The sequence below is a fragment of the Halomonas sp. CH40 genome (assembly GCA_041875495.1).
Lineage (GTDB): Bacteria > Pseudomonadota > Gammaproteobacteria > Pseudomonadales > Halomonadaceae > Vreelandella.
This window is the reverse complement of record CP112982.1, coordinates 668698-681016: the sequence shown is the minus strand read 5'-3', so window position 1 is coordinate 681016 and position 12319 is coordinate 668698. Positions and strand designations below refer to the sequence as shown.

Below are 12319 nucleotides of genomic sequence, written 5' to 3'. Positions count from 1 at the left end.
TACGGAATGGCTGCGTCGACAACCTTCCGGCGCTGTGCCCTGGCCTTGCTGGACATCGCTGAAGGCCAGCCTGAGAGAAGAAGCCCACGATCAGGCATTATGCGACGCATAGCGCCAAATTCGTGGGGATTCTTCAGCCTTTAAAAGCGTGCATTTTTTACGGAATACTCGTTAATCTGCTTTTCTACTTCTTCAAACTCAGACCGACTCATGCTATGAGGCAAAGGAATAATAAACTTTCCTTCAGTACGCGTCACAACCCTGATCAAAAAAAACCCTTGATTGTTTATATCACAATTTATACATTCAATATTAAACTTTAACACCTTATCAACAACGCCACTATTATTAAAAAATACATACTTACCATCCTCCCAGAGCACCTTTTTTTTAAATTTCATAAAAACAATAAAAAAAATAGCAGTCCAAAAAGCTATAAAGATAGCAACAATTAAAAAATTCACACCAGAGTTAGCCAGTGCCATAGGGGCAAGCATCCCCACAAACATGTAAGGAAAAACCATTTCTCGACTAACGTAAATTTTTATATTCGAACTCACTTTAAACCTCATCAAAAATTAAATTTCTACGTCGCTACTTTTTTCAGGCCAACTCTAGTCCACTTACTTACGATTCTCAGCGAAAAAGTTCAAGATTGTTTTCCGATTACCCTATTCGGAAATGACGCCTTGTTGCGTGTAGCTAGCGGACAAAATATCCAAGCGCTTTCCAGTCACCGTCAACTGACTGGAGGGTCAGAGTTTCAATGACTTCCGCTTGATGGGTAAAGCGTGTCGAGAAACGCAAGACCAGATACTCCCCTTCAGGCACGCCCGGAAGTGATTGATACGCTTTTCTTTCCACTTGCTGCCTGGAAATAACACTGCCCAACGGATCTCTCACCTCGCTGACTGCCTCCCGCCATTGTTCAGAAGGAACTTCTTGCTGAAAATACGCCCCCGCCTGTTCCCAACTCTCGAGATAATCACCGTTATCAATCAGCGATAGCCAGCTCATGGCCGTCTCTCTAGCCATATCGTCGTCAGCTGTACTGTGAGAAGACAGAAAAAGTAGTAAAAGCACTGTAACGAGAATTTTCATTTTTCGCCCTCCCTGGGCAGTCGCTCTTTATAGTGAATGATCCTTAGAAAATGTCACAGATGACGTGCCACCATGAACACTTCATCTGCCGAGTACAGATTGCTTATGACCGCTTCAACCTCTGCCCCTAAGCTTTCTTTATACAACCTTTGAGCATGGTTATCGCTTCTTGTTGTGACAACAATATGCTTTAACACTGCGCCTTGATGAGACAGCTGCGTTTTGACATCCGGCAATGATGCCACTATTAACTGTCGCCCAATGCCTTGTCCGCGGTAGTTCGCGGCCACCGCAATTTGCTCCAACTCAAGAATGACTTCAGGGCGAAACCCACTTTTCTGTGACCAGATGATGTACCCAACGCAGCGATGATTGATCAAGGCCACATAGCTCAGCATTCGTGGTGCCGCATTCAGGTTGCATTCCAGCCATTGGTAGGAAGAACGCTGTCGAGGGAACGCTTCTTGATGCACCTTCGCTGCACACTCAAGATCTTGTTTGTACATTTTTCGAACGGCTGGTGTGCTGACTTCCTGCATCCTAGTTCCTCCATGAACACCCGACTGACAAATAAAAGGGGTCAGATCCAAGAATAAAAGGGGTCAGATCCAAATTAAATGGGATCCCTGAAGTGTAAGGATGATGAAAGCCGACCATTTAATTTGGATCTGACCCCTTTTATTTCTTTTATTCCGGCCTTGTCACTGAGCAAACCTACCACCTTCCACACACTTTGCACATTGTGTGTCGATTGGTTGCGCGTGCATCGCGCATGCTGGGGGCATGTTATCTTTATGGCCTTTTCGCCTGACGTTATTTTGAATCTCGGAAGTGTTCACGCTTATGCCTGCTGCTCGCCTGTGCCTTACTCGCCAACGGGGCCGTTTTCGGCCCGGTATTCTGATTGCCCTGCTGGTGCTGGTGGGCGGGCTGGGGGGTGCCTGGTGGTTGTTGAATGAACCGCCGCGGGTGGAGCGTCGCCCGCCGCCGGAGCCGGTGCCGCCTCGGGTGGAGGTGGTGCGTGTGGAGGCCAGCGAGCAGGCGCCGCGCTTGCTCGCCTTCGGGCGTGTGGAGGCCGAGCAGCAGGCCAATATCGCCAGCCGTGTGGCGGGTCAGCTGGAGCACTTTGGCGATAACGTGGTGCCCGGCAGCGTGGTGGAAGCGGATGCGGTGCTGGCACATATTGACCAGGCCGACCTGCAGCTGGCGCTTCAGGATGCCGAGGCCCAGTTGGCAAATGCCCAGGCCCAGCTGGCCCTTGAGCAGGCAGAACAGCAGCGCGCGCGTAGCGAATACGAATCCTTTGGGCGCCAGCTCTCGCCGGAGCGCCGTGCCCTGGTGCTGCGTGAACCGCAGCAACGCCAGGCCGAGGCGCAGCTGACCCAGGCGCGGGTCGCTCGCGATCAGGCGGCCTTGAACCTTGAACGCGCCACCCTGCGCGCGCCCTTCCGGGCCATGGTGCAGGAGCGTTTGGTGGGTGCGGGCAGCCTGCTTAGCCAGGGCACTGAAGTGGTCAGCCTGATCAGCGTGGAGCAGTTCTGGGTGCGTGCCTCCCTGCCCGGCGAACACGCAAGCTGGCTGGCGCCTGGCGATAGCGTCACCCTTACCAGCCGGGGCTGGCCTGACGATAGCCAGCGCACTGGCCAGCTGCTGGCCGTGCTGCCCAGCTTGGAAGAAAACGGCCTGCAGGTGCAGCTATTGATTGGCGTGGATGACCCCTTGGCCCTGGAAAGCCCCGGCCCGGCCCTGCGCCTGGGGGATGTGCTACGCGCCGAGATTGACCCGGCAAATACGCAAGCCCTGATCGCCCTGCCCGCCGCAGCGCTGCGGCCCGGCAATCTGGTGTGGTGGCTGGATGACCAGAACCAGCTGCAGCAAAGCCAGGTCACCCTGGCCCACCGTGGCGAGCGGGAGGTGCTGGTCAGCAGCGGCCTTGAAACGGGCAAGCGGGTAGTGGTGGCCGGGCTTGTTAACCCCCGTGAAGGCCAGCGCGTTCGCACGGGTGAGGAAGCGGGTGAAGAAGAGAATAAGGAAACGGGCGAGGAGGAAGCACCATGAACCGCCGTGGCCCGCTTGCCTGGATGGTCGACCATGGCGTCGCCCCCAACCTCTTGATGATTCTGCTGATTGCCGGCGGCCTGTTGGCCTCGCTGAGCATCAAGAAGGAGCTGTTTCCCGATTTCGAGATGGAGATTATCAATGTCAGCATCAGCTACCCGGGTGCTACGCCTGAGGATATCGAGCGAAGTATCCTGCTGCCGGTGGAAGCGGCGCTGGCCGATGTCGAGGGCATTGACGAACTAACCGCCACCGCCAATGAAGGCAGTGGCCAGCTGCGCGCCGAGCTGACCGAAGGTATCAACGTGATGCGCGTCTACCAGGATATCCAGCAGGCAGTGGATGCCATCACCATTCTGCCGGAGGCCGCCAATCCGCCACGGATCAGCCTCTCGGGCGGGTCGCGCAGCGTGCTCAGCCTGCAGGTTTACGGCCAGGTGGGCTTAGGCGCCCTGCACGACGCCGCCGAAAACGTGCGCGCTGAACTGCTGGCGGCTGAGGGCATCTCCCGGGTGGAGGTTTCCGGCGACCGTGACCGGGAAATCCAGATCCATCTGGATGAGGAAGCCATCCAGCGCTACGGCATTGACCACCAGGCGCTGGCCAACCTGATTGGCCAGGAAGCTCTGGACCTGGCCAGCGGCCAGCTGAGTACCCGGGAAGGCGAATGGCTGGTGCGCTACCAGGGGCGGCGTAACGGCGCCGCTGAGTTTGCCGATTTACCGGTCATCACCAGCACCCAGGGCGCGCCGGTGCGCCTGGGGGATATTGCCCGCGTGCAGGCGGGCTTTGCCGAAACGGATCGCGAAGTTTTCTATAACGGCGAGCCAGCGCTGTCGGTCAATGTGTATCAGGTGGGCAACCAGACCCCCACCGGGCTTTCCGGTGCGGTTCAGGGCGAGCTTGAGCGCCTGCGCGCCAACCTGCCGGAAAACGTGGGCCTGGATGTCTCCCGCGATACCTCAGAGTACTATCAGGGCCGTCTGGATCTGCTGCTCAAGAATGCCTGGCTGGGGCTGACCCTGGTGATGGTGCTGATGGCGCTGTTCCTCCAGGCCCGACTGGCTTTCTGGGTCACCCTGGGCATTCCGATTGCCTTTCTGGGCGCTCTGCTGTTTCTGCCCTGGATGGGCGTCTCGCTGAACCTGATTTCCATGTTCGCCTTTATTATCGCCCTCGGCATCGTCGTGGATGATGCCATCATGGTGGGTGAAAACATCTACAGCTACCGCGAGCAGGGCTATTCCCTGCGCGATGCGGCGGTTCTCGGGGCACGCGAGATTGCCACGCCGCTGACCTTTGCCATTCTGTCCAATATCGTCGCCTTTCTGCCGCTGCTGTTCCTGCCCGGTTTCCTGGGGCTGATATTCGCCACCGTACCCCTGGTGGTGATCACCGTCTTTCTTATTTCCTGGGTGGAAGCGCTGTTTATCCTGCCCAACCACCTGGCCCATAGCCGGGCGAACAAGAAAACAAAGGCCAACTGGCTGGACCGACTGCGCCAGCGGATGCAGGCCGGGTTGCATGATTTCACCTACCAGCGTTTCGAGCCTTTTCTGCAACGCGCCCTGAATCAGCGCCTGCTGACGATTTCCATTGGGGTGGTCATTCTGGCGCTGACCCTGGCCTGGGCAATGAGCGGGCGGCTGGGCTTTTCGCTGATGCCCAGAGTCGAATCCGATCAGGTGCAGGCCAGCATCACTCTGCCGATTGGCAGCCCCATCAGCCTTAGCCGCCGCCTGAGCCAGCAACTGCTCGACGCCGCCGACACCCTGGCAGAGAGCGAAGACAGCCTGAGTTTTAGCAGCTCACGCACCCAGCTGGATGGCGAAAGCCTCAGCGTACGCCTGGATATCGCCGCGGACAGCCTCGACGACTGGCCCCCTTCACGCATCGCCCCGGCCTGGCGGGAGCTGAGCGGTGACCTGGTGGGCGCCCAGTCGGTGCGTTTTGAATCAGACGTTGGCGGCCCGGGAAGCGGTGCGGCGCTTAGCCTGCGGCTTTCCCACCCGGATACCCAGGTGCTGGAAAGCGCCGCCGAACGGCTGGCGACTGAGCTGACAAACTTTGGCCTGATTGATGTCGACAGCGGCCTGGGCGATGGCAAACCCCAGCTTGAAATGCGCCTTTCCAGCGAGGGCCGGGCGCTGGGCCTGAACGGCAGTGAGCTGGCAAGCGCCCTGCGCGGCCCCTTGCAGGGCGCCACGGCCATCGAGCAGTTCAGCGGCCGCAGCGAGGTCAGCATTGAAGTACGCCTGCCCCCTGACGCCCGCGACAGCCTTGACGCGCTTTATCGGCTGCCGATCCAGACCCCGGAGGGGCTGAGTGTGCCGCTGTCTCGGGTCGCGGAGTTCACCCTGAGCCAGGCGTCCAGCAGCATTCAACGCATTGACGGCCGGCGGATCATTACCGTGACGGCGGACAGCGAGGGCGATGTGGCGATCAATCAGGTGCTGGCGACCCTGCGCGAGGAGGTCTTCCCCGACCTTCAGGCGCAGTTCAGCGGTCTGGAAGTCGGCCTGGGTGGCCGCCAGCAGGACACCGCCGATAATCTAGCCACACTACGTACCGCCATGTGGCTGATGCTCGGCGCGCTGTATTCTCTCATGGCCATTCCGTTTCGCAGCTATACCCAGCCGCTGCTGGTGCTGGCGGCGATTCCGTTCGGCATTGTTGGGGCCATGGGCGGGCATGTGATTCTGGGCTTTGGCCTGTCGATTATCAGCCTGCTGGGCATGCTGGCGCTCTCCGGCGTGGTGATCAACGATGCTCTGGTGCTGATTGACTACGCCAACCGCAAGCGCCGCGAAGGCATGGCTGCCCGCGAGGCGATTGTCGCCGCCGCAACCCGCCGCCTGCGGCCGATCATGATGACCACCTTGACCACCTTCCTGGGGCTGGCCCCCATGATGCTGGAAACCTCCCGTCAGGCGCGCTTCATGATCCCCATGGCCATTTCGCTGGGCTTTGGCATGCTGTTCGCCACCCTGATCCTGCTGGTGCTGGTGCCCTGCCTTTACCTGGGCCTTGAGAATCTGCGCGAGCGCTTTACCCGCCAGACGAACACAGCGGAGGCCACGTCATGAAGCTTTTTGCCGCACTGCGCCAGACCTCGCGGCTGGGAATCAAGCTGTTTGTGATCATTCTCAGCGTTAACGTGGCGATTTCCGCCGGGGTATTTATGGCGGTTTCCCACAGCATTGATCGCGGTTTTTTTGAGTATCTGAACCAGGCCCAGGAACGCCGTGCCCAGGTGTTGGCCGAAGGGCTGCAGACTCGTTGGCAATATCACCAGGGCTGGGCGTGGCTGGCCGACGAACCCGACCGCTGGCCTGCGGTGGTGCGCCATGCGCTGGGCAAGTCCTACCGTGAGCGGCCTTCCTTGCTGGGGGAAGCCCGGGACTTTGTACTCCGCGACCCGGATGGCGACTTCGTGATTCAGGCCGATAGCCGGCGGGCAAGCGGGCCAGATGCCTGGCATTGGCTGAGGCTTGAGGTGGAGGGCCAAACCATTGGCACCCTGGGTTACCGTCCACCCCGGCAGGTCATGGAGCGCATGGAGAGCCGCTTTCTGGAACGCCAGCAGCGTAATCTGGTGATTATTGTTGCCTCTCTGGGCCTTGCTTCCCTGCTGCTGGCCGGTGGGCTTGCCTGGTGGCTGGGGCGTCGCGCCCGGGCCTTGGCAAGCGCCACCCAGCGCCTCACCCAGGGGGATTACCATACCCGCCTGGAAGAGCGCGGGCGCGATGAGCTTTCACGCCTGGCCCGGGACTTCAACGTGCTGGCCGCAACCCTGGAGGCCAATCGCGAAGCCCGCGCCCGCTGGGTCTCAGATACCGCCCACGAACTGCGCACTCCGCTGGCCGTTTTAAGAGGTGAGATCGAAGCCATGCAGGATGGCATTCGCCCCCTGACCCAGGAAAACCTCGGCTCTCTGGGCCAGGAGGTCGCTCAGCTGGAACGCCTGGTGACCGACCTGCGGCTGCTCTCGCAAAGCGACGCCGGTGCTCTCGAGATCCAGCTGGCGCCGCTCAACCTCAGCGACCACCTGCAACACCGTCTGGACGACGCCTGCCACTGGCTGGAAGACGCAGGCCTGACCCTGGAAAGCCGGATCGAACCTGATATTGAGGTGCACGGCGATGCCCAACGCCTGCGCCAGCTATGGAGTAACCTGCTGGATAACAGCTGCGCCTATACCCAGGCGCCCGGCACCCTGCGCGTAACGTTACGCCGTGACGGCCAGCATGCTGTGCTGATATGGGAAGACAGTGCTCCTGGTGTGCCGCAAAGCGAGCTGGCCCGTTTGACTGAGCGCCTCTACCGGGTGGAAGGCTCGCGCAATCGCGCCAGCGGCGGCAGTGGCCTGGGCCTTTCAATTGCTAATGCTCTGGTGCACGCCCATGGTGGGCAGCTGCAGGCCAGCGCTTCGCCGCTGGGCGGGTTGCGCTGGACTTTGACCCTGGCACTTTTACCGACTGATTGATGGCCTTCAAGGAGAGACTTATGGCGGATGACCACCGCTTGCTGATTGTCGAGGATGAACCCAAGATCGCCCGCCTGATGGCCGATTACCTTCAGGCCGATGGTTACACCACCCTGGCGCTGGAAAATGGCAACGACGTCCTGCCCTGGCTGGCCAACAACGCCCCGGCGCTTGTCCTTTTGGACCTGATGCTGCCCGGCAAGGACGGCCTGACGCTATGCCGCGAGATTCGCCAGCACCACCCTGGGGTCGCCATTATCATGGTGACTGCCCGGGTGGAAGAGGTCGACCGCCTGCTGGGCCTGGAGCTGGGCGCCGATGACTATATCTGCAAACCGTTCAGCCCCCGTGAAGTGGTGGCGCGGGTAAAAGCTGTGTTAAGACGCGGCCAGCCCAACGAGGCAGGCGTTTCACCCGACGCCGCCCTGCTGACACTTGACGAAGACGGCTGGCAGGCTTTTGCCGCTGGCGAGGACTTGGGCCTCACTGCGGTTGAGTTCCAGCTGTTGCGGGTGATGATGGACGCGCCCGGGCGTATCTTTACCCGCGAGCAGCTGATGGATCATATGTACCGCGATAACCGCATTGTCTCCGAGCGTACCGTCGACAGCCATATCAAGAAGCTGCGTCGCAAGATCGCCGATGCGCTTCCCGAAAAGGAAATCATCCGCTCCGTCTACGGCGTGGGCTACAAGTATCAGCCGATGGGATAACGCTCCTCAACGCGGGTTTACTTGCTGATTAAGAAAGGCGATACCCGCTTCGATCGCTTGCCCTTCCAGAACAAAGCTGGTGATATGGCCGCGCCCGCGCAGCAGATAAAGCTCGCTTTCAACGCCCTCTGCTTTGAGCTGGGCGTAAAAATCCGTGGCGTGATCCACCGGCACCAGCTGATCCAGTCGGCCGTGGTAGATAAAGAAAGGCGGCGCATTGTCGCTGATCTGGCGCGCCGGCGACGCCAGCGCATAGGCCTCGGGCTTCTCCGCCCGGGTGCCGCCGATAAACTGCACCACCAGGCGACCATCGTCGAACTTGAGCAGGTCGCTGGGCACACCGCCCGCCATCACCGCTGCCAGGCGCGCGTGCTCGCCGCCATAAGGCTCCGCCAAGGGGCCTTCAGCACCGGCCAGGGCCAGCAGGCTGACCAGGTGCGCGCCGGACGAAAAGCCCACGCCAACGATCCTGTCGGTATCCAACTGCCAGTCATCGGCATTGTCATGCAGCCAGCGCATGGCCTGCTGCAGGTCATGCACCTGGGCAGGAAAGCGGTAGTCAGGGGCAAAGCAGTGCTCGATACTGACGGTGACATAGCCCTGGGCCGCCAGCTGTTCGGCGATATCGGTCATATCCTCCGGCCCGCGGTTGCGCCAGCCGCCGCCGTGGACCACCAGTGCCGCTGGGCGGAGATCGCCGTTGGCCTCGGGCAGGTAGACATCGGCGTTTAGCGGCTGCGGCCAATCCTCCGGGGAATAGCGCTGGGCAGGCAGGCGGGTAAAGGCCACCGGCGCATTCAGCCCCTGGGTTTCCAACGCCGTTTCTCCCTGGCTGGCTTGATGAATCACGCCACAGCCTGACAGCAGCGCCGCCGCAAGACTCAATCCGGTTAAACGGGCAAACTGGCTGAATAAACCAGAGCTTTGGGCATTATCTATCGCTGACGGCGTTCGGTGCGGTTTGGCAAGCTTCATGGTACGGCTCCTTGAGCGTGATAACCCCTCCCCCTGAAGCACAGTCTGACCCGCCCTTATCTGGATGTCACGCTTGCCCGGTGGCTGAATCACCCTCTTTATTGCACATTCTGTGCAATGCCCTTGCACTAGCAAATGCCATTATTGCTGTGTCCAGGGGCCGTTATCATCTTCCCGCCCCTTCAACAGGAGAGCCTCCATGCAAATATCATCATTGACTCATGCATTACGCCGTTCACTTACCCCGGCACTGCTGGCGCTCGCCCTGATGCCGCTGGCCCTGACCGCTCAGGCCGACCAACACGGCAAGCACGACGGCGAGCGCGGCAACCAGGCCGAGCAGATGCAGGAACGGATGCAGGAACGCCGGGCAGAGATGTACCAGCGTGCCGGCATCAGCGAGGAAAAGCAGACGCAACTGGAGGAAGCACGAGAAGTGCATTACAACGCCATGCGCGAAGTCCGTGAAGAGCATCAGGCACGTATTCGGACCATTTTAAGCGACGAAGAGCGCCAGTCTCTTGAGTCAACCATGCGCGAAATGCGTGAGGAGTTTCATGAGGACCGCCGCCAGCAGGGCCAAAAAGGTCATGGCCAGGGTAATAGCCCACAAAACGCCGAATAAACGTTAATTCTTACTTAATTTAATACAGTCAGCTAATGCCCGGTTTCCCGGGCATTTTTGTGTCCAATCAGCGTTGAATCGCCATTTTCCTGACGAAGAATCTCTGTTCCGGTCTTGAAGCCTCCGGGTAAAGTGCGTATTTTATTTGAACGTTCATTCAAAAATAAGAACCTTTCCCTGAACTGCGAACCAAGGAGATCGTCTTTATGGCGCATAATGATTCCGAGCTTCCTTCGCGAGACCGCTTAAACCCCGTGGTTTTTCACGGCAGCGTTGCGGGTATCCTCGTTTTTCTTGTCATGACCATGCTGTTTACCGAACAGGCTGGCGCGTTTTTTGATGCGGGCCTGGCCTGGGTCAGCAAGACCTTTGGCTGGTATTACATGCTGGCTATCGTGGCGTATCTGGTCTTTGTGGTGATGATCGGCATGTCACGCTTTGGCAGCATCCGGCTGGGGCCTGACCACTCGCGGCCCGAGTTTTCGCTGCTGTCCTGGTCGGCGATGTTGTTTGCCGCCGGTATCGGCATTGATCTTTTATTCTTCAGCGTTGCCGAGCCGGTCGCCCATTACCTGGCACCGCCCGACCTGACGCCGGAAAGCCAGGCCGCCATGCGTAATGCCGTCGTCCAAACCTATCTGCATTGGGGGCTTTCCGGCTGGGGCCTTTACGTGTTGATGGGTATGGCGCTGGCCTACTTCAGCTATCGCCACCGCCTGCCGCTCGCTATCCGCAGCGCTCTGTACCCGCTGCTGGGCAAGCGCATTCACGGCCCGATCGGTAATGCGGTGGATATTACCGCTGTCATTTCCACCGTTTTCGGTATCGCCACCAGCCTGGGGATTGGCGTCCTGCAGCTGAACTACGGCCTGAACTACATGTTCGATGTGCCGGAAAATCTTGGCGTGCAGATCATCCTGATCGTGATGGTGGTTGTCATGGCGACCATCTCGGTGGTCAGCGGCGTGGATAAAGGTATCCGTCGTCTATCCGAATTCAACATGCTGCTCGCGCTGGGGCTGATGCTGTTTGTGCTGTTCAACGGCAATACCCTGATGCTGCTGGATAAAGTGGTTAACAACGCCGGGGATTACTTTGCCGGTTTTGTTGCGGCAAGCTTTGATACCTACGCCTATGCCGATGAAAGTGCCCAGGAATGGAAAATGTGGTGGACCATCTTCTTCTGGGGCTGGTGGATTGCCTGGACGCCTTTTGTCGGGCTCTTCCTGGCGCGTATTTCCCGTGGACGTACCATTCGCCAGTTTGTGGCAGGCGCCCTGTTTATCCCGCTGGCCTTCATGATGGTCTGGATGTCGATCTTCGGTAACAGCGGTATTGAGCTGGTGGCCAACCAGGGCGTGGCCGAACTGGGCGAACAGGCCTTGAATACACCGCAGACCACTATGTACACCCTGCTGGAATACTACCCCTATGTGGCTATCTCAGCGGCAGTGGTCACCGTTCTGGGCATTGTGTTTTTCATTACCTCGGCGGACTCCGGTGCCCTGGTACTGGCCAACTTCACCTCGATTCTGTCAGATGTGAACCATGATGCGCCGATCAAGCTGCGTATTTTCTGGGCGGCCGTGATCGGCTTGATCACTATTGCCCTCTTGATGGCAGGTGGTCTGAATGCGCTACAAAGCGCTGTGGTAATTACCGCCCTGCCGTTCTCGGTGGTGATCTTTGCCATCATGATAGGCATGTATAAAGCCCTCAAACTGGAAGGCAGCAAAGCGGATGCTCGCCGTATGATAGCGGGTAGTGCGCCGGGCGGTGACTGGCGTGAACGGCTGGACCGGGCGCTGGACACTTCCAACCGCGCCGGTGCTGCGGCGACGATTGAGCACTCTATTCGCCCGGCGATGACCCAGTTTGCACAGGAACTTGAAAGCCGTGGCCAGACAGCCAACGTGACCGAAGAAGCCCTGGAAGGTGAATCGCTGCCACGCCTGACGCTTCAGGTGGATCTGGACAACGCGGCAAGCTTTGTCTATCAGGTCTGCCCGCAGCGGCTGCGCACCCCCAGCTTTTTGCCCGCCGACGATGATTACTATGTGCGTCTGGATGTCTACCTTGCCGAAGGTGGCCAGGATAAGGATCTCAACGGCTACACACGGGGTCAGGTGATTGGTGATCTGGTTGCGGAATACGAGCGCCACATCCACTTCCTCACCCTGGCCGACCAGCAACTGGGCAACGTCCAGGCCATGCCGGGCACCATCGGCGATCTACCTGAGGATTCTCAGCAGACATAACACGGCGCTAACGTGCTGGATTAGCAAGTCTCGCAAACGAAAATCCCGGCCCCGAATGTTTAAGAACACCGGGGCCGGGATTTTTTGTGGCATAGGTTTTGTG

Annotated in this window: 11 protein-coding genes; 6 read left to right on the top strand and 5 right to left on the bottom strand. The window is 59.0% G+C overall.

Translation table 11 applies throughout. The features are described 5' to 3' along the window. Positions 1–140 precede the first annotated feature (140 nt). The 3 genes from OR573_03135 to OR573_03125 all read right to left on the bottom strand — a co-directional run bounded on the left by OR573_03135 (position 141) and on the right by OR573_03125 (position 1640). Positions 141–560: a hypothetical protein gene (locus OR573_03135; protein XGA80668.1), complete on the bottom strand. Its 420-nt coding sequence runs from the start codon at positions 558–560 to the stop codon at positions 141–143. 142 nt (positions 561–702) lie between these two features. Then, a complete protein-coding gene (locus OR573_03130) occupies positions 703–1101 on the bottom strand; it encodes a DUF4019 domain-containing protein (GenBank protein XGA80667.1) in 399 nt (132 codons plus the stop codon). A 53-nt stretch (positions 1102–1154) separates the two neighbouring features. Continuing rightward, positions 1155–1640 carry a GNAT family N-acetyltransferase gene (locus tag OR573_03125; protein ID XGA80666.1) on the bottom strand — a complete coding sequence of 162 codons (486 nt, stop codon included), beginning with the start codon at positions 1638–1640 and terminating at the stop codon, positions 1155–1157. 304 nt (positions 1641–1944) lie between these two features. On the opposite strand from OR573_03125, the gene OR573_03120 reads away from it, so the two are divergent. Genes OR573_03120 through OR573_03105 form a run of 4 tightly spaced genes read left to right on the top strand, consistent with a single transcriptional unit; the run spans position 1945 to position 8358 of the window. Further along, positions 1945–3159: an efflux RND transporter periplasmic adaptor subunit gene (locus OR573_03120; GenBank protein XGA80665.1), complete on the top strand. Its 1215-nt coding sequence runs from the start codon at positions 1945–1947 to the stop codon at positions 3157–3159. Continuing rightward, entirely contained in the window at positions 3156–6245 is a 3090-nt protein-coding gene (locus OR573_03115) for an efflux RND transporter permease subunit (GenBank protein ID XGA80664.1), read from the top strand. The genes OR573_03120 and OR573_03115 overlap by 4 nt, the downstream gene beginning before the upstream one ends. Continuing rightward, positions 6242–7645 (top strand): ATP-binding protein, encoded by a 1404-nt coding sequence (locus OR573_03110; GenBank protein XGA80663.1) that lies wholly within the window; start codon positions 6242–6244, stop codon positions 7643–7645. Before OR573_03115 ends, OR573_03110 begins: the two co-directional genes overlap by 4 nt. Positions 7646–7665: 20 nt before the next feature. Beyond that, positions 7666–8358, top strand: a complete 693-nt coding sequence (locus tag OR573_03105; protein XGA80662.1) for a response regulator — start codon at positions 7666–7668, stop codon at positions 8356–8358. Positions 8359–8364: 6 nt separating this feature from the next. On the opposite strand, the gene OR573_03100 is transcribed toward OR573_03105, so the two are convergent. Next, positions 8365–9333 (bottom strand): alpha/beta hydrolase, encoded by a 969-nt coding sequence (locus OR573_03100; protein XGA80661.1) that lies wholly within the window; start codon positions 9331–9333, stop codon positions 8365–8367. A gap of 199 nt (positions 9334–9532) precedes the next feature. On the opposite strand from OR573_03100, the gene OR573_03095 reads away from it, so the two are divergent. Continuing rightward, positions 9533–9958: a hypothetical protein gene (locus tag OR573_03095; protein XGA80660.1), complete on the top strand. Its 426-nt coding sequence runs from the start codon at positions 9533–9535 to the stop codon at positions 9956–9958. Between the two features lie 32 nt (positions 9959–9990). Here the strand turns inward: OR573_03095 and OR573_03090 are convergent, their stop codons facing one another. Continuing rightward, on the bottom strand, positions 9991–10173 hold the full coding sequence (locus OR573_03090) for a hypothetical protein (protein XGA80659.1): 183 nt from the start codon (positions 10171–10173) through the stop codon (positions 9991–9993). Here OR573_03090 and betT point away from each other — a divergent pair. Next, positions 10165–12216 (top strand): choline BCCT transporter BetT, encoded by a 2052-nt coding sequence (gene betT, locus OR573_03085; protein XGA80658.1) that lies wholly within the window; start codon positions 10165–10167, stop codon positions 12214–12216. The two genes, OR573_03090 and betT, sit on opposite strands and share 9 nt — an antisense overlap. Positions 12217–12319 lie beyond the last annotated feature (103 nt).